Origin of the sequence: Ornithinibacillus jepli (assembly GCF_047228935.1) — a bacterium.
Classification (GTDB): domain Bacteria; phylum Bacillota; class Bacilli; order Bacillales; family Amphibacillaceae; genus Ornithinibacillus.
This window is the reverse complement of record NZ_JBFEGG010000003.1, coordinates 162515-181924: the sequence shown is the minus strand read 5'-3', so window position 1 is coordinate 181924 and position 19410 is coordinate 162515. Positions and strand designations below refer to the sequence as shown.

17 protein-coding genes are annotated in these 19410 nt (G+C 36.8%); 3 read left to right on the top strand and 14 right to left on the bottom strand.

The genetic code is table 11. The features are described from left to right. The first annotated feature begins 7 nt into the window (after positions 1 to 7). From AB1K81_RS12705 to AB1K81_RS12695, 3 genes are read left to right on the top strand one after another with little or no spacing between them, the layout of a single operon-like run. Positions 8 to 1336: a spore germination protein gene (locus AB1K81_RS12705; protein ID WP_412977023.1), complete on the top strand. Its 1329-nt coding sequence runs from the start codon at positions 8 to 10 to the stop codon at positions 1334 to 1336. Next, entirely contained in the window at positions 1329 to 2390 is a 1062-nt protein-coding gene (locus AB1K81_RS12700) for a GerAB/ArcD/ProY family transporter (RefSeq protein WP_412977022.1), read from the top strand. Before AB1K81_RS12705 ends, AB1K81_RS12700 begins: the two co-directional genes overlap by 8 nt. Next, positions 2383 to 3456: a Ger(x)C family spore germination protein gene (locus AB1K81_RS12695; protein ID WP_412977021.1), complete on the top strand. Its 1074-nt coding sequence runs from the start codon at positions 2383 to 2385 to the stop codon at positions 3454 to 3456. The genes AB1K81_RS12700 and AB1K81_RS12695 overlap by 8 nt, the downstream gene beginning before the upstream one ends. 76 nt (positions 3457 to 3532) lie before the next feature. On the opposite strand, the gene dhaM is transcribed toward AB1K81_RS12695, so the two are convergent. The 14 genes from dhaM to AB1K81_RS12625 form a co-directional block, all read right to left on the bottom strand. After that, a complete protein-coding gene (gene dhaM / locus AB1K81_RS12690; RefSeq protein ID WP_412977020.1) occupies positions 3533 to 3901 on the bottom strand; it encodes a dihydroxyacetone kinase phosphoryl donor subunit DhaM in 369 nt (122 codons plus the stop codon). Further along, positions 3902 to 4519: a dihydroxyacetone kinase subunit DhaL gene (gene dhaL, locus AB1K81_RS12685; RefSeq protein WP_412977019.1), complete on the bottom strand. Its 618-nt coding sequence runs from the start codon at positions 4517 to 4519 to the stop codon at positions 3902 to 3904. It abuts the gene before it with no gap. 15 nt (positions 4520 to 4534) lie between these two features. Further along, complete coding sequence (dhaK, locus tag AB1K81_RS12680) at positions 4535 to 5524, bottom strand: dihydroxyacetone kinase subunit DhaK (RefSeq protein WP_412977018.1); 990 nt, start codon at positions 5522 to 5524, stop codon at positions 4535 to 4537. An 84-nt stretch (positions 5525 to 5608) separates the two neighbouring features. Continuing rightward, complete coding sequence (gene glpK, locus AB1K81_RS12675) at positions 5609 to 7105, bottom strand: glycerol kinase GlpK (protein ID WP_412977017.1); 1497 nt, start codon at positions 7103 to 7105, stop codon at positions 5609 to 5611. Between the two features lie 27 nt (positions 7106 to 7132). After that, positions 7133 to 7969 carry an MIP/aquaporin family protein gene (locus tag AB1K81_RS12670; protein WP_412977016.1) on the bottom strand — a complete coding sequence of 279 codons (837 nt, stop codon included), beginning with the start codon at positions 7967 to 7969 and terminating at the stop codon, positions 7133 to 7135. A 193-nt stretch (positions 7970 to 8162) separates the two neighbouring features. After that, positions 8163 to 9410: a formaldehyde dehydrogenase, glutathione-independent gene (gene fdhA, locus AB1K81_RS12665; RefSeq protein WP_412977015.1), complete on the bottom strand. Its 1248-nt coding sequence runs from the start codon at positions 9408 to 9410 to the stop codon at positions 8163 to 8165. A gap of 427 nt (positions 9411 to 9837) precedes the next feature. After that, positions 9838 to 11682 carry an asparagine synthase (glutamine-hydrolyzing) gene (asnB, locus tag AB1K81_RS12660; RefSeq protein ID WP_412977014.1) on the bottom strand — a complete coding sequence of 615 codons (1845 nt, stop codon included), beginning with the start codon at positions 11680 to 11682 and terminating at the stop codon, positions 9838 to 9840. A gap of 287 nt (positions 11683 to 11969) precedes the next feature. Beyond that, positions 11970 to 12926 (bottom strand): dipeptidase, encoded by a 957-nt coding sequence (locus AB1K81_RS12655; RefSeq protein WP_412977013.1) that lies wholly within the window; start codon positions 12924 to 12926, stop codon positions 11970 to 11972. 27 nt (positions 12927 to 12953) lie between these two features. After that, positions 12954 to 13667, bottom strand: coding sequence for a gamma-glutamyl-gamma-aminobutyrate hydrolase family protein (locus AB1K81_RS12650; protein ID WP_412977012.1), 714 nt, complete (start codon positions 13665 to 13667; stop codon positions 12954 to 12956). 148 nt (positions 13668 to 13815) lie between these two features. Beyond that, complete coding sequence (locus AB1K81_RS12645; RefSeq protein ID WP_412977011.1) at positions 13816 to 15312, bottom strand: tripartite tricarboxylate transporter permease; 1497 nt, start codon at positions 15310 to 15312, stop codon at positions 13816 to 13818. 12 nt (positions 15313 to 15324) lie between these two features. After that, positions 15325 to 15783, bottom strand: a complete 459-nt coding sequence (locus AB1K81_RS12640) for a tripartite tricarboxylate transporter TctB family protein (protein ID WP_412977010.1) — start codon at positions 15781 to 15783, stop codon at positions 15325 to 15327. A gap of 78 nt (positions 15784 to 15861) precedes the next feature. Further along, positions 15862 to 16863 carry a tripartite tricarboxylate transporter substrate binding protein gene (locus tag AB1K81_RS12635; RefSeq protein ID WP_412977009.1) on the bottom strand — a complete coding sequence of 334 codons (1002 nt, stop codon included), beginning with the start codon at positions 16861 to 16863 and terminating at the stop codon, positions 15862 to 15864. A gap of 163 nt (positions 16864 to 17026) precedes the next feature. Beyond that, positions 17027 to 17701 (bottom strand): response regulator, encoded by a 675-nt coding sequence (locus tag AB1K81_RS12630; protein WP_412977008.1) that lies wholly within the window; start codon positions 17699 to 17701, stop codon positions 17027 to 17029. 10 nt (positions 17702 to 17711) lie between these two features. Beyond that, entirely contained in the window at positions 17712 to 19295 is a 1584-nt protein-coding gene (locus AB1K81_RS12625; protein ID WP_412977007.1) for an ATP-binding protein, read from the bottom strand. Positions 19296 to 19410: the final 115 nt, after the last annotated feature.

Sequence of the window (19410 nt, the reverse complement as noted above, 5' to 3'; positions counted from 1 at the left end):
CAAACAAATGAATTCTTTACTCCAATATCTTAAAGGTTCTCTAACACAGAATGACGACCTTTTTATGACCGAACATAGCTTCAAAGGCGTACGGGTCATACTATTTGGACTCAAATCTCTTATCGATTTACCTAAAACGAACGAAGTAATAGAACATCAAGTAACTACATTAGACGGATTAAATGAGACTGCGTATCGGTTACAAACGTTAGGAGACAAGATTAAAGATAGAGATGAAGCCGTATCCGCTATTTATGAAGGGAAATTACTTATTTTCTTCAAAGAAGAAACAAATATTGTTATTAGTATGCTACCAATAAACAAAGAGTTAAAACGATCGATTGAAGTTCCTGCAAACCAAAGTGTTTTACAAGGTGGACAGTATTCATTCAATGAAGAAAAGGAGGTCAATATCGGACTTATTCGAAAAGAAATACAATCTGATAAATTAAAACTTAAAAATATAATAGTAGGAAATGAAAATTCCAAGAGTGTATCGATTCTCTATTATGACGGTAAAGTAGAACAAAAAATTGTAGATACCGTTTGGAATATGTTAATAAAGAATAACAAGATGGAACTTAATCATATGCAAGATATAATGAAAATCTTAGGGCTGTCTAGTTGGAATGTAATTTCACAAATATACACTACAGAACTCCCACAAGAGGCTAGTAAGTCATTATTGCGTGGAAAAATCGTGTTGTTTATAGACAGGCTACCTTTTGCTCTTGTTATTCCTAATACGCTTTATGACATGTTTGTATTAGAACACGACCGGAATTTCACTTATCCTTTAATGCTATTCTTACGCATATTAAGAATCAGTGGTTTCCTACTTACATTAATTTTGCCAGGACTTTATGTTGCTTTAGTATCCGTTAATCCTGAGGTATTACGAATTGAATTAGCATTATCTGTTGCCCAAAGTCGTGAAGGAGTTCCATACCCTGCATTTGTAGAAATCCTCATTATGTTATTAACTTTAGAATTAATACTTGAAGCTAGTGTAAGACTACCGAAAAGTGTTGGGCCAACAATTACTATGGTGGGGGGAATAATTCTTGGTCAAGCGGTTGTCGAAGCAAAATTAGTAAGTAATTTGTTAATTATCATATTGGCTGCCGTAACAATAGCTAATTCCACTATTCCAGGTGTTCATAATAATGCATCCATTCGACTGTTAAAATATGTGATTTTAATATGTTCTGCCAACTTCGGAATGCTAGGAATTTTAGTTGGTCTGTTTCTCGTTTGTGCTTACTTATCAAGCATTGATACCTTTGGTGTTCCTTACTTAAATGTGTTAGCAAAGGATGATTTAAGAGGTGGATAAAAGTATACACATTAATTTCATGTACATATTAACTCACATCGGACTGATTTTCTTTTTATATCCACTAAATATTATTCAAAGTACTAATCAAGGGTTTTGGCTGCCAATTAGTATTGGAATTGTTATTCATTTTGTTTTTGTTATCATCTATATGAAAGGGCTTAGCTTATTCCCTAAAATTGATATTGTGACAATCTATTCCAATAGTGGTAAATTTATTTCATTTTGCTTTTTAATACCAATATTTTTATATTTTCTAATGGCTAATATAATCACCGTTCGAGCATACTCAGAAATTATCACTATTGTATTCTTATCAAATACACCCTTGTGGGCTGTTATGGCTTTATTATTAAGCTTTTCAACCTATTTAGCCTCAAAAGGGCTGGTTGCAATTTTTCGTTCTTGTTTTATTTTTGCAATTGTCTTCTTACCTCTCCTATTATTTGTATTCATTGTATCTTTTCAGAACGTTGATTGGTACAATTTCTTTCCCTTTTGGAGTTCCGATTTTTCCTTTCTAACGAGTATATCTTATATAAAGAGCTTTTTTGCCGTAGGTGGAGGCTTTTTATTTCTTGGTTTTGTACAGCCTTATTTTACCTATAGACCAAGTAAGGTATGGATAGCATTAGTTGCTATAATTCCATGTTTCTTCCTTTCCGTATACATTCCTGTTCTTACATTTGGTCCTTCTACTTCAGAAAATTTTTTATTTCCATTTGTTATGGCAACTGACACTATTAACTTAAACTGGCTCATGTTCGACCGTATTACCACGTTCTTTCTAATGAGTATATTAATTTTTATTATGCTTTTTATTTCACTTGTCCTTTGGAAAACTGTTCGAATTGCTAGTCATTATATCCCATCACGAAGCCACCTTTTCCTACTAATTACTATTTCAGTTTTCATCTATATTATTGGCTTTTTTATTCCAAACTGGAGCGACTTAGATGTATTATTCAAATGGAATACACCACTACGTTTTTATATCATCATCATGGTTCCAATTTCTGTTTTAATACTCGGGGTGAGAGCGAAGAATGGTTAAGAAGATAAGTAAAACGTGTATCCTGATGGCTATGAGTTTACCTTTTATATTCCTGAGTGGTTGTTGGGATGTGAAGGACATTAATCACCGAATCATGCCTGTTGTATTAGGGATTACTTCGGAAGAAGAGAATTATAAGGTGATCTTACAAGTTACGGAACCAGTGGGAGATTCGTTAGAAACAGAAATCATCATTGGTAAAGGCAAAACACTTAATCAGGTAATTGACAACATTAGTGCTGATATGGAAAGTAGTCTTGATCTACTTCATGTAAAAGTAATTATCATAGATCATCGATTAGCTGAAGAAGGGTTAGAAGATCTTATCTCTAGTTTCATGAGGTCTAGGGAAATATCCTCAAAATCCTTAATCACTACAACAAAGGTAAATTTACTTGAGCTGTTCAATAGTATGGATTATGATTCAACTCCAATAAAAACAATGGACTTTTTTGAAAAAAATGCAGGTTGGAATCCGCATATTGCCTTAACTCGTATATGGCATATTTATAGAAGCATACACTCACTGACACAGGATACAGTAATCCCCATCATTTCTCCCGGGGATACTACTAGAATAAAGCAAGAAGGGTCACTAGTAATTAGAAAAGGGATTGCTAGTGGGGAAATTACCTCAGATGAAACCCTTCTTTACAATGCTTTAATGGAAAATAGTGCATACGGAATGATAGAGGTACTAGATGTTGCAAGTATTATGATATTAGGTAATTCCGTGTTTTATACTAGTGAATTTACGAATGGACAAGCAAATTTAACTGCAAATTTAGACCTAACCGTCACGGTATTAGAAACAAAAGGAGATACCACAAAGACGGAGATACAACAGCAGTTACAATCACTATTACAAGAAAAATTTAAGAAAATGAATAGCAAGTTGCAATCAAGTGGCGCAGATGCACTAGGAACTGGAAGATTTTTTCGTAATAAATTGAAGTATGAAGAATTAAAAAACTGGCGTACAGCATACTTTCCAAATTTAAATTTTACATTAAACATTACTATAGACATTCAAAATGAAGGAAATTTAAAAACGATAAAAAACTAATCACAGGTAAAAAAAGAAGTAATCGCTAACAAACGATTACTTCCTACCTGTATTTTATTGTCTAACTCCCCTATAATTAGAACTCCTTGACCACAGCTTGATATACTTCATCAATCTCTTTTCCCATATTTGACTCAACCGCTGCCACATATGCTCCCTCTACAAGTGGAGCGTCTACAACCTTCACATTAGAAGTGACCATTTCCAGTGCAACCTCTGCATTCATCTTAGCACTACCAAGGTCGTAGAAAAGCAGAACTCCTTTTCCAGTGTCTGCCTTTTCTATTGCTGACATTATTTTTTCTACACTAGTTCCGATTTCGTTCTCATCTGTTCCACCAGCTAGTTCAACTGGGACATCATGTATTACCTGACGAATAATATCCCGTAATCCTTCCACAAGTTTATGACTATGAGAAATGAGTACCATACCAACATAACTCATTTATTCTTTCTCCTTTATCACATCTGCTAATGCTTGAAAAATATAATAGGAAGATGCGGAACCCGGGTCAATATGGCCAATTGATTTCTCCTTAAAATATGCTGCCCTTCCTTTAGTCGCGACCGTTTCTTTTGTCATTTCCATTGCGGTTCTTGCGATTTCGGAAATTCCTTTTGGTTCAAAATTATCTCTAGAAAAATAATTCGCAACAGGTTCCCAAACATCGATAAGCGTTTTTTCTCCAACCTCTGATTTCCCACGCTGCTTAAGTCCCTCTACTGCCGCTTCTAGTCCTTCTGCAAGGTCACCGATAGCCAAGTCTTTTTTTCCTTTAACCGCCATTGACATTTTTAAAAAAGCAGTCCCATACAAAGGGCCAGAAGCGCCTCCAATTTTGGATAATAGCGCCATTGAAGCGTCCTTTAATACCGCAGAGGGCTCCTTGTACTCGTTAGCCTGTAGTTTATTTACTGCTTCTTGATAACCTCGAGCCATATTAATTCCATGGTCCCCATCCCCTATTGGTTGATCAAGTGATGTTAAGTACTCTTTGTTTTGTTGGATTTTCTCATTTGCTAATTCGAACCATTTTACTACTTCATATACTCCTAGTTCCATGGAATCTCCCCTTCCTTACATCCGAAATGCCGGAGCAAGTGACTCTGCATCTAGCAATTCCTTTAACTCATCATCTAGCTTTAATAGCGATACTGAACATCCTGCCATTTCAAGTGATGTCATATATTCCCCTACAAACGTTTTATATACAGAAATCCCTTTTTCTGCTAACAACTCATGAACCTTCTTATTCAAGATATACAATTCCATTTCAGGAGTAGCTCCTAATCCGTTTACGAGTACAGCTACCTCACTAGAGAAATTATAGTCTTCTAGAATCTTTTCTATTAATGTTGTTGCAATTTCATCAGCTGTTGCAATAGGACTACGATTAATCCCAGGCTCTCCATGAATCCCCATACCAATTTCCATTTCATCATCAGCCAATTCAAAGCTTGGCTTACCTGCTGCTGGTACGGTACACGGTGTTAAAGCCATCCCCATAGAACGAACATTGGCTACTACTTTATCGGCGACAGCCTTTACTTCTTCTATATTTGCTCCAGATTCTGCCTTAGCACCTGCAAGCTTATGAACAAATATAGTTCCAGCAATCCCCCGACGCCCTGTAGTAAAAGAGCTATCCTCTACCGCTACATCATCATTCACAATTACCTTTTCTACTTTAATTCCTTCTGCTTCTGCAAGCTCAGCTGCCATTTCAAAATTTAACACATCACCAGTGTAGTTTTTAATGATTAAAAATACCCCAGCCCCACCGTCTACTGCTTTAATTGCTTCAAACACTTGATCAGGTGTCGGTGAAGTGAATACTTCGCCACAGACAGCAGCATCTAACATTCCTTTTCCGATGTATCCAGCATGTGCTGGCTCGTGTCCACTTCCCCCACCACTTACAAGTGCTACTTTTCCATCAACAGGCGCATCCTTTCTTGCAATGACAAATGTACCTGGTACTTGCTTAAGCGTGTTTGGATTAGCAGCAATTATTCCTTCAACCATATCCTGTACAACTTGCTCTGGGTTGTTAATAATTTTTTTCATATGTCCTTCCCCCTTAAAACATATTATGAAAGGCCCTACCGGTTAAATTCGTTAGGGCCTTGTCTTTAAGTACGTTCTATTAGTTTATAGTTTGAATGCTCGAGTAGCTTCTACTGCCTTTTGCCAGCCTGTATATAACTTATCCTTCTCATCAGCATTCATTGTATTTTCAAATGTTTTATCAATTTGCCATTGTTTCGCGATTTCTTCTTTGTCCTTCCAGTATCCAACAGCTAGACCTGCAAGATATGCTGCACCAAGTGCCGTTGTTTCTTGAACAACCGGACGATCAACCGGCACTCCTAGAATATCGCTTTGGAATTGCATTAAGAAATCATTCTTAACCGCTCCACCATCAACACGTAATGTTTTCAGCTCAATTCCGGAATCAGCTATCATCGCATCTAGTACATCTCTTGTTTGGTATGCAAGAGATTCTAATGTCGCACGGATAAAATGTTCTTTTGATGTACCACGAGTAAGGCCAAATACAGCACCACGAGCATCACTATCCCAGTACGGTGTTCCGAGGCCTACAAATGCTGGTACTAAATAAACACCATCCGTTGATTCCACTTTCGCAGCATACCCTTCACTTTCTGGTGCATTATCGATTAGACGAAGTCCATCTCGTAGCCACTGAATCGCCGAACCTGCAACAAAAATACTTCCTTCCAGGGCATATTCTACCTTTCCATCAACCCCCCATGCTAATGTTGTTAGTAATCCATGCTCTGATTTTACACCTTCTTCTCCAGTGTTCATTAACATGAAACAGCCTGTTCCGTACGTATTCTTTGCCATCCCCGTTTCAAAGCAAGCCTGACCAAATAAGGCTGCCTGCTGGTCACCAGCTATCCCTGCAATCGGAACTTCATGACCAAAGAAATGATAATCCACCGTATGTGCATATACTTCGGAAGATTGACGCACCTCTGGAAGCATTGATTTTGGAACTGTTAAGATTTCTAGTAATTCATCATCCCACTTCAGGTCATAAATATTGAACATAAGTGTACGAGACGCATTCGAATAATCCGTCACATGGGCTTTACCACCAGAAAGCTTATACACTAACCACGTATCAATTGTTCCAAATAACAAATCACCATTTTCTGCCTTCTCACGAGCACCTTCCACATTGTCTAATATCCATTTTACTTTTGTTCCAGAGAAATACGCATCAATTAAAAGTCCAGTCTTATCACGGAACAGATCATTGTAACCCTTTTCATTTAACTCGTTACAAATATCAGCGGTTTGACGTGATTGCCAAACAATAGCTTTATAGACAGGTTTACCAGTATTTTTATCCCAAACAACCGTTGTTTCACGCTGATTCGTGATCCCGATTCCTGCCACTTGAGTTGGATCTACATCACCTTTTCTAAGAACCTCTGCTATACATGCTAATATCGACGTCCAAATTTCATTAGCATCATGTTCTACCCATCCTGGTTTTGGGAAAAATTGTTCAAATTCTTGCTGTGCCGTTTCTACAATTTCCCCTTTATGATTGAATAGAATGGCTCTAGAGCTAGTTGTACCTTGGTCTAAAGCTAAAATAAACTTATTTTCCATCAAGACACCCCTTCCTATTTAATTCTATTATACAGCTTCTCTGTTTGTCTGACTTGTAGTTGAACTTCTACCTTGACTTTTAAAGTCTTCATTTACAGCTCCGATTATAGCAAGAAGCATGAGAACACTCATAATCCAGAATAAAACTGAGTAGTTTCCTTCAAATATTGCTTGATAAAATACCGCTCCGTAAATCCCCCCAAATATTGGACCGACTACAGGTATCCAGGAATAGCCCCAGTCCGAATCACCTTTTCCGGCAATTGGTAATAATGCATGAGCAATTCTTGGTCCTAAATCACGAGCTGGGTTAATCGCATAACCCGTTGGCCCACCTAGGGAAACACCAATCGCCACGATTAACAAACCAACAATTAATGGATTTAACCCTTCCGTAAATTCATTTGCCCCAATAAATAATAATCCTAGTAATAACACAAAAGTACCAATTGTCTCAGTTAAAAAGTTAGCAAACACGCTTCGTTCTGCTGGTGCAGTAGAGAAAACTCCAAGCTTAGCCTGAGGGTCATCCGTTTTACGCCAATGAGCGATATACGTTAAGTAAACAATTGCTCCACCTATGATTGCTCCTATCATCTGTGCTGTTACAAATAACGGAACTTTCGCCCACTCAAATTCACCTATTGCCGCAAAGCCAATGGTAACTGCTGGGTTAATGTGGGCTCCAGAAACACTACCGACAGCATATATCGCCATCGCAACTGCAAGCCCCCAACCAATGGTGATAACTACCCAACCAGCTCCTTCTGCTTTGGAGTTTTTCAACACAACTCCTCCTACAACGCCACCACCGAAAATAATTAAAATCATCGTGCCAATCAATTCCGCCATAAATTCAGACATCTGACTCCACACCCCTTTTCATAATATGATTCCAAATTTAGGAAATTCGGCCTGTTTAAAAGAGTAAACAAGTACCAAATTTTCTATTACAATATATTCTATTAAAGCTATGAACATGTCATTTCTTTTAAAAAAGCCTACACTTTTATTTTCGTGTAGGCTTTTATATGGTTAGATTAGATCATCCATTATTTTATTGTGCATGTGCACTAGCAGATGCTGCAATTCTATTTTTTACTGTACCATGAGGATCAATAACAAATTTACGAGAAACTCCACCATCAAATTGCTTATAGCCGTCCGGTGCATCGTCAATAGATATTAATGTTGCATTTACAGCTTTAGCAATTTGTGCTCTTCCACTGAGGATTGCTTTCATTAAATCACGATTGTAACGCATAACTGGTGTTTGACCTGTTACAAAGATGTGTGCTTTTGCAAATCCAAGTCCGAAGCGAATTTTCAAAGTTCCTTCCTTCGCATCCTCGTCAACTGCACCAGGATCACCTGTTACATATAGGCCAGGAATTCCAAGTCTTCCACCCGCTTTAGTAACACCCATAATAGAGTTAAGAACAGTAGCAGGAGCTTCACCAGCATTTTTACCATGACCACTTGCTTCAAAGCCAACTGCATCAATAGCACAATCAACTTCAGGAACGCCGAGGATTTCTGCAATTTGCTCTCCTAGGTTATCATGTTCACGTAAGTTTATTGTTTCACACCCAAAGCTTCTAGCTTGCTCTAAACGGGCTTCGTTCAAGTCCCCGACAATAACAACAGAAGCACCAAGTAATTGAGCGGAATGTGCTGCTGCTAGCCCTACAGGACCTGCACCTGCCACATATACAGTCGATCCCATTTTCACTCCAGCACTAACTGCACCATGATATCCTGTCGGAAAAATATCAGATAACATTGTTAAGTCTAAGATTTTATCTAATGCTTGCTCACGATCAGGGAATTTAAGTAATTGGAAATCTGCATATGGAACCATCACATATTCAGATTGACCACCAACCCAGCCTCCCATATCTACATAACCATATGCAGAACCAGGACGATCAGGGTTTACGTTTAAACAAATATGTGTATCTTGTTGCTTACAGTTTACACAACGACCACAGGCAATATTAAACGGTACAGACACAATATCGCCCTTCTTAATAAATTCAACATCACTACCAACTTCAATAACTTCACCAGTAATTTCATGACCTAAAACAAGGCCACTTGGTGCTGTAGTGCGACCGCGAACCATATGTTGGTCACTACCACAAATGTTAGTAGTAATTACTTTTAAGATAACTCCGTGATTACATTTTCTCCCCACATTTAGTGGGTTTACTCCAGGACCGTCTCGTAGCACTAAATCTGGATAACCTATATCCTTTACCCCCACCTTACCAGGTTCCAAATACACTACCGCTTTGTTACTCACATTAACCACTCCTTTTTAAAATTTGGATGTTTTTGTAAGCACTTACAATTTCTAAATTCACTATAACACCTTGTACAATTGTTTTCAATAATCAGGAAATTATGTATTTATTTTATATTTCGTCTATTTAATCTATTAATCGACACAATTCCGTAGAACTTTCTTTTCACATTTATAAATAAAGAATAAACATTGTCAAAAAATAATCGAAAAAGAGGATAAAATTCACAAAAAAAATCCTAACCACTTTTGAAATAGTTAGGACATCTCTTTATATTCTTTTAACTAAACAACAATGATTATCAGTATTATAATAAGCAACCGAATACTCAAACAATCTGTCATTTAAATCAAAAAAATATTTACTTCTTTGTAGCTGTGGCTTCTTTAAACCATCTAAAACGATAGTTTACTTTGTCTACTAAAATTACTCACTTACTTTTACTTGATAAGTCCTCAACCAATGATCAATCTGACAAAGGTGAGCAATTAGCTGTGGTCCTTTCATTAACTGACCATACCAAGGATCATTAAATTCCTTGCCTTCACTACGGACAATAGCCTCCACCTTATCCCTATCGAGAAATTCGAATAAAGGTGCATCTTTATCTGCTAAAATGTCTTCCATCCAATTTACTACAGCCTTTGTATATTCCGGTTGAAATGTTTTTGGATACGGACTTTTCTTGCGATATAAAATCTCTTCCGGTAAAATCCCTTCTAATGCTTTACGAAGAATTCCTTTTTCTCGATTGTTATACATCTTCAATTCCCAAGGAATATTCCATACATATTCTACTAAATGATGATCGGCAAAAGGTACCCTAACTTCAAGGGAAGCGCCCATACTCATTCGGTCCTTTCGATCTAATAGCTGTTGCATGAACCAATGCATATTGAGGTAGAATAATTCTCTTCTTCTTGCATCTTGCTTACTTTCTCCTTCAAGTCTAGGCGTTTCCTCAATTGTTTCCTTGTAGCGATCATAGACATATGATTTTAAATCTAGTTTTTCTTGCCACTTGGGTAGTAATAGATTAATTCTAGAATCTAGTGAACGTACCCATGGGAAGCCGTCTTCCGCTGAATCTGGGTCATGAAACCATGGATAACCACCAAAGATTTCATCTGCACATTCTCCAGACAAGCTTACCGTTGTATGCTTTTTAACTTGTTTACAAAACCAGAATAAAGAAGAATCAATATCCGCCATCCCCGGTTGGTCACGTAATTCAACCGCTTCTTTCAAGTAATACGCCAAATCTTCTCCGGAAATAATTTCATCATGATGATTCGTCTTAAAAGCATCCACCATTTTTTCTATAAACGGTTTATCACTAGATGGCTGGAACCTACTAGCTACAAAATGTTTATCATTCCCTTCATAATCAATCGAAAAAGTAGTCAGCGTACCTCTTCCGGTTTTCTTGAAGTACTCAGATGCTACTGCTGTGATTGCACTAGAATCTACACCACCTGATAGAAAAGTAGACACTGGTACATCTGATACTAGTTGCCTCTCCACTGCATCGACAAAAAGTTCTCTCACTTTTTGAACCGTTTCTTCAACAGAATCTGTATGCTCCTTACTCTCCACATTCCAATAACGCCAGGTTTTTAATCCGACTTTAGAGTAGGTCATCGAATGGCCAGCACGAAGTTCTTTCATATTTTTGAAAATGCCGTGACCTGGAGTTCTTGATGGTCCTAATCCAAAGATTTCCATCAGACCTGTATAATCCACTTCTGCCTTTACACTTTCATGGGCTAATATAGCTTTTATTTCCGAGCCAAATAGAAAACGGCAATTATCTTCTATATAAAATAAAGGTTTTACCCCTAACCGATCACGTGACATAAATAACTGCTGTTTCGCATCATCCCATATTCCAAATGCATAGATACCATTTAGATGATCTACACAATCTTCTTTCCACTCGATATAAGATGTAAGTAGCACTTCTGTATCCGAAGAAGTTTGAAAAGTATGCCCCCGTCTGAGTAGTTCCTTTCTTAAGTCCTCCGTATTATATAACTCGCCATTATAAACAAGTGTATAGGTATTTCCGCCAGCTTTCTTTTGCATTGGCTGCTTCCCACCCTCTAAGTCAACAACAGCCAATCGTTTATGTCCAAAGCCTACAAACGTATCGAACCAAAGATTCGTATCATCCGGACCTCTTAACGACAGCGTATCAGTCATTTTCTGAAGTGTATCTTTCTCTTCTCGTACAAAACTATCCCAACTAACAATACCGGTTATCCCACACATCGCTGCATTCAACTCCTAATGAATAGTGTAAATTAGTTGCACCGGTCTTCTCCCTGATATTCAGGAAAAATTGGCCACATATCATCATATGCAAAGAATGGCGTGTACATGACAAACAACTTAACATTATATGATTGGAAACGTTTTCTATGCATGAAAAGGTATGGATTTTGTTCTTTTTAATGGGCTCTCGTCCGATTCTATTATCTAACTAACCATAAAACTACTCATCCAAATAAAAAAGCACAAGGAAACACTCCCTATGCTTACAATATGTACAAACTATCTTATTCTATCACATTTACATATCGGTTAATAAAATTCCGATAAGCAAATCCCTTAACTTCCTCTTCAGAAAAGTGTTTTAATAGCTCATTAATTAAATTTTGATATTTGGAGGCATCCTCCAAATCCGTAATAAAAGTAGATATTCCGTCAAAGTCAGAGCCAAAACCAATGTTTTTCACACCACCAAGCTCACACATATAGTCTATATGACGAATTAAATCATCTATTGTAGCATTTTGACCCTCATGAGTAATAAAAGGTGGCCAAAAAACAACATCAATCATACCGTTTCGTTCAAACATCGCTTTTATTTGTTCATCATTTAAATTTCGGGGATTTTCACATAGTGCATAAGCATTTGAGTGACTTGCAATTGGATATTTCGCAAGTTCGATTACATCCCAAAATGCCTTAATAGATAAATGTGATACGTCAGTTAATACACCACGCTCATTATTTAACTTTACAACTTCCTTACCAAATTCAGTTAAGCCGGCTCCTCTTGATTCTCCAACACCATCTGCACATAAATTAGCATTGTTCCACGTCAGACCAATGGATAATACCCCTAAGCGGTAAAGCAGTCGAAGTTTGGCTAAATCATTACCAAATGCATCTGCACCTTCTAAAGATAACACTGCACCTATTTCTTCATCTTTTAACTCCTTGATATCCTGCCATCTTTTAATATGTTTCATTTCAGGATTTTTTCCTAGAATTTCGGTGTAAAAAATATCAATTTGTTCTAGTGCATGCTGCCATTTTTCCTCCATCGGTATATCTGGCATGATAAAAATAGCAAAAAATTGAACCTTCACATCCCCTTTTTTCAGAAAACCGAGATTTGTATTCAACTCCGGGGAATTATTAAATGGAAGGGTGCTTTTAGAGAAATTCTGTCGTTTGGATTGATGCATTTTTAATAATGCGTCACAGTGAGTATCAATTATTTTCAAGTTGATTAGTCCTTTCTCTATACGGAATTAGTTCTTTTTACAAGCAGATATGAATCCATTAAAAATCGCAACAGAAGCAGGATCATTCACCGTAACCATATTTTCCGGATGCCATTGTAAAGCAAGAACAAATCGGTGTCTAGTGCTTTCAATCGCCTCAATAATACCATCACTTGCAGTAGCACTGATCTGAAGTGGCGTGACAACCTTTCTATTTGCTTGATGGTGTCTGCTATTTACTTTCAGTCTCGTTTCTCCAGTTAGATGATTCAATAGGGAGTCTTTCTTCACTTCAACAAAATGTGTTCCATGGTACGTAGGTGCTTTTTGACGATGTTGCAATAATTCGTTAGAAAGTTGCGAATAAATATCCTGATACATGTCTCCACCAAGAGCAATATTCAAAGTTTGACTTCCACGACAAACTCCTAAAATAGGTTTATTCATTTCCAATACGTTCTTCATCAACTCTATTTCAAATTTATCTCGTTCAGGAATGATTGTTCCTAACTTAGGATGCGGCTCTTCCCCAAATAATGTCGGATCGATATCGTACCCTCCAGTTGCATATAGACCATCTATTTTTCTCGCAATCTCTTGTATATCCTCCTCCTTATCATAATAAGGAAGTAATACTGGGATGCCGCCAGCTCTTATAATCGCATGGATATTATCTTTCCCCTGATAATAAAGATCTTCATCAAGATCTGTAGAAGTGATCACACCAATTAATGGTTTCATTATTGTATCCTCCTTTTACTCTCTTTATTACTATGATACACGTACGTAGAAGATAATGGGATTATTTTTATTGAATTGATAAATTTTTCATTCAATTCAATAAAAAAGAGCCCACAAAAGAGCTCTTTGGAAGGAGGATAACGCCCCCCTAATGTACTTCTTTTCGTTTACGTCTGAAGTTGCCAATGATTGGGAATAAAAATGATAGTAAGCCAATAATCAATAACGTAATAGCAATCGGACTTTCTATAAAAATCATGTAACTGCCATTGGAAATAGTTAGAGATTGTCTAAATGCTTGCTCCATCATACCACCTAAAATAAATGCGAGAATAAACGGTGGTGCAGGGAAGGAGAATAGTCGCATTAAGAAGCCTACTACCCCAAATAACAATAACATGTATAAATCGAATGTGTTAAAACTAATTGCATACACCCCAATAACACTAAACATAATTACTAGAGAGATTAATAACGGACGTGGTATTTTTAATATTTTTGAGATGTATGGTATAAGTGGTAAATTTAAGATTAATAGAAATACATTTCCGATATACATACTAGCAATAATCCCCCAGAAAATCTCTGGACGATCTGTCATTAATAATGGACCAGGCTGTACATTTAATACTAGAAAAGCACCTAACATAACTGCAGTAGTACCAGAACCTGGTATTCCTAAGCTTAGTAACGGTACAAATGCACCACTTGTTGCTGCATTATTTGCCGTTTCTGGTGCAGAAAGTCCTTTAACAGAGCCTTTTCCAAATTCATCAGGATTTTTAGAAAGACGTTTTTCTGTAATATAACCGATAAATGATGCAATTGTCGCCCCCGCTCCAGGTAACACACCAAGGACAAACCCTAGAAATGATTGTCTTGTCATCGGGCCTCTCATCTCTTTAAACTCTTCTTTAGTAATCTTTAAACTCCCTATTTTGCGTTTATTATCAAAAGACAAATCATTACGATTAATAATCAGGGTACACACTTCAGCAAGTGCAAATAACCCTAGTGCAATAACAAGGAAATCGATTCCTTCTAGTAAGTTCACATTTCCAAACGTAAATCGTTGTGTACCAGTTTGTGGGTCTATCCCAATAGTCACAACCATAAATCCTATTACAGCAGAAATTAGTGCCTTGATTGTAGAACCTTCAGATAGACTCGTAATAGCTGTGAGTCCTAAGAACATTAATGCAAAGTATGCCGGCGGGTCAAAAGAAATTGCAACACTCGATAATATTGGTGCAAATAACATTAATAGTACAACACTAACTGTTCCACCAACAAAGGAAGAAATGGCTGCAATTGCTAAAGCCTTTCCAGCTTTACCTTGCTGTGCCATCGGATACCCATCAAATGCAGTTGCAACTGTTCCTGATACACCTGGAGCATTTAAAAGAATAGAGGAGGTCGAGCCACCAAATATTGCTCCATAGTATACCCCGGCCATCATAACAAGTGCTGGAGCTGGGTCCATTCCAAATGTAATTGGAATCATAACTGCAATGGCACTAATTGGCCCAAGACCAGGTAACATACCTATAAATGTACCAACAAGTACCCCAATCAATACGAACATAATACCTTCAAAACTTAAAGCAACTTGAAAACCTGTTAAAATACCTTCAATTGATCCCATATGCTCCCCCCTCTAAAACGGCAATATCCCTTGTGGTAAATTAATCTGTAAAAAATTCGCAAATAAAAGATACATAAATAGAGGAAATAAAACAGCTACAAGTGCATTCGTAATATGCTTTTTATAACCTAAAAACCAAGAACACCCAAAAACAAATAATGTCGTAGTAACTACAAAACCTAATATTTCTAAGAAAAATATATATAAAAATACAAATGCAAATACGGCTAAAAGAATCCCTATATCTTTCTTCGGAATATTTCTACGTGCTTTTTGTTCCTCTGTTTCTGAATCTTTTGCGAAAAACAAACCAATCGCTAATGCCACTAATAAGAACCCTAATCCTTTTGGCACTACATCTGCATCTACATTAGAATACGCAAAGGAAGGTAGTTGAAAGGATAGTATGAGATACACAATGGCTAGAACTAGAAGTACTAGGCTAATGCGTTGATTTAATGTTTTAAACATATAGTCACCACCTATAAATTATAGCGAATAAAACGGAAGCCAATGACTTTATGATCATTGACTTCTCAAAATGGTCAATTATTGACCTAACCCAAGCTCATCTAATAAGGTCTGTACGGTATTGCTCTGCTCCTCTAGGAATGTTTTATATTCTTCAGTACCTAAGAACATTTCATCCCAACCATACTGTTCTCGAATAGCAGCAAATTCCTCTGAATCACTTAATTCTTTGAATTTCGCTTCATAGTAAGCCACTGCACTTTCATCCATATTCGGTGGTCCAAAGAATCCACGCCAATTTACAAATGAAGCATCAATTCCTTGTTCCTTCGCAGTTGGGAAGTCCTTTAGAACTTCTCCAGATAATCTTTCTTCTGCAGTAATACCCAGTACTTTAATTGTGCCAGCTTTTACTTGCTCAACGGTTTCAGCTACACCAGTTGAAAATACTTCCACACTACCATTTAATAGCTGTGTTAACCCAACACCATCCGGATCGGTAACATATTTAATTTTTGTAATATCAACCCCTGCTGCTTTGGCAATTTGTACGAATTGAATATGATCCATACTTCCTGGAGAAGATGTACCAACAACGGAAATGCTTTCAGGATCTGCCTTCATATCCTCAAATAGATCATTCAAGTCATTCCATGGTGCATCTGCACGAACAGCAATAGCACCGTAATCAGCAATCACGTTCGCTATCGGTGTAAAATCATCATAACCATATTCTGATTGTCCATTTAAAGGAACTAGAATAATAGGTGGTGATGCAACAAATAGGTGATGGTTACTACCCTCATGTCCAGCAATATACGCCCAACCTACAGCTCCGCCACCACCTGGCTTATTGATAACCCCAATATTTTCTTCCATAATCCCTGCTTCATTAAATACTTTCGCTGCCATTCGAGCTGTCGTATCCCATCCACCACCTGCTCCAGCTGGTGCAACCATTTCAATCGAGCTCTCTGGCTCAAATTCTCCTGATGCATTGTCATTCGATGAATTAGATGAACAAGCAGCAAGTATAGTGATTAAAATAGCAAATGAAAAAAGACCAATAAACTTCTTCATAGATATATCCTCCTCAATATTCTGAAAATTTAACACCTGTTCCTCACTATAATTCAATTTATTCCTCGTGTAACCGTTTTCAAAATAACGGTTAAAAAAATCAAAAAATACTTTTTGTTCATTTTGTTCACAAAAAAGAGACTGATCCAAAAAGGTTCAATCCCTATAATTTTACTAAATGGTATTTTCTTTCTGGACGTCCAACAATCCCATATTCTAATTCTGCCATAACCTCACCAGTTGAAATTAAATACTCTAAGTATCTTCTTGCTGTTGTCCGGGAAACTCCAATTCTACTTCCCATTTCTTCTGCAGTTATCCCACTTTTTAGAGATTGGATGGTCTTGGATACTTTCTCTAAAGTTAATGGATCAATTCCTTTTGGTGTATCCTTTAGTCCATTGTCAGGCAGGTGACCAAAATACTTATCTAAAAACAATTGATCTACTTCCGATTGTTTATCTAATCTTTCCTTCATTTCCTGATAACGTTCTAATGTCTCAATGAAACGTTCCATTTTAACTGGCTTAATAATATAGTCAAAAACGCCATTTCGAATAATCTCACCGACTAGTTCAGTTTCCGTTGCCGCTGAGACCATGATAAAATCAATATTAGAGTCCATTTCCCTAATTTTATCAATTAAATCTACTCCTAGTATATCTGGCAAATATACATCAAGGATAACTAAATCTATTTCATTGTTTTGTACAAGCTTAATCGCATTATCCCCATTTAAAGCTTTGCCAACTACTTTAAACCCTGTTACTTTTTCTATAAATTCTTCATGAATCTTTGCTATACGAAAATCGTCTTCAACGATGATTACATCAATCATAAACTTCCCCCTAATCAGCTTGTTTTGGAATAAACACGGAAAAGACGGCTCCTCCACTAGGCTGATTATGCACTTCAATCTGGCCGCCTAATTCTTCTAACGTTTCTTTCACTATAGCAAGCCCAAATCCACGTCTGTCATCATTTTTAGTAGAAAAACCTAGATCAAATAGCTTATCTACATCAGTATCCAGAATACCTTTACCATTATCCGAGATTTCAAATACAATATCTTCTCCAAGATCTGTACCAAAAAATACAATTTGTTTCTTCTCTTCTTTTTCTACGGCCTCTAGTGCATTATCTAACAAATTACCGATAATGGAGATTACTTTAGCCATATCCATACGCTCCGGAAGTTCATTTAAATAGCTGTTTTCATCAATTATAAATTCTACTTTCTTTTCTGATGCTTTTCCTATCTTTCCAAGTAGGATTGCTTGTATAGTACGATCTTTAATTTGACCCATTAAAACTTTATTAACGTCCACTGCTTGTTTCGACTCAATTTGAATGAGATCAATTGCTTCTTTATAATGTCCTAATTGAAGTAACCCTGACAACACATACAATTTGTTCGTATATTCATGGGTTTGAGCCCTCAAATCCTCAGAGTATTTCCGTACTTCTGAGAGTGTATTTAGCATTTCATTAATCTCTGTTCTGTCACGGAAACTTGCTACCACACCAGCTACTTGTCGTTTTTCATTACGTATTGGTGTTCGATTCACGATAACGAGACGATTGTTTAATACCATTTCGTCATCTTTCATTGTTTTTCCAGACCTTAACACATCATACATTTTCGTATTCGGAAATACTTCTTCAATTCTTTTATTCGTATAATTATCTGGAAGTCCAAGTATTTTTTGAGCAGACTCATTCATTACTGTAATCCTACCTTCCGAATCGACCGCTATAATTCCCTCCTTAATCGAAGACAAAATAGCACTACGATCTTGAAATAGAGATGCAATTTGATAAGGCTCCAGACCGAATGTATCTTTCCGTATATTACGAGCTAACATAACACTACCCAAAATTCCTAGCACTATTATAATAATTGCCGAACCACTAAATTTTTTAATGTTATCAAAAATAATCGATCTAATATCATCTAACATAAAACCGACAGATATAATTCCAATTATCTCACCATTTTCATTTATCACTGGTGCTTTCCCTCTTAAGGAAGGACCAAGGCTTCCGACGGCTTTTGAGGTATAGAATTCTCCATGAATTAAAGCTCGATTATTATCTCCCCCTACCATCTTTTTACCGATTTTTTCTACGTCTGGATGAGCATAACGGATACTATCCTTATTACCAATAACAATAAATTCCGCTCCAATAACCTCTCTAATTTCTTGAGCGATTGGTTGTAATACTTCTGTTGGATTTTCAAGTTCAAAAGCTTCTATTACTGATGGCATTACAGACAGAGTAATAGCAGCATTTAATGCTCGATTACCTATATTTTCCTCAATGTCCTTCGATTCGTAATAGGCAAAGAGTCCAGTAAGAGAAATCGTTATTAAAATGATTAATCCAACAATTAAAACGAGTATTTTTGTTTGTAAAGAAATTTTTTGCAAAGAGCACCACCCTATTAAAGCTAGTAGTTTAAATTTACCATATAAATAAGTTGATTAGAATGACAAAGTTTTTCGGCAATTCACTAAAAGTAAAAGGAGCTTCCATTAAGGAAGC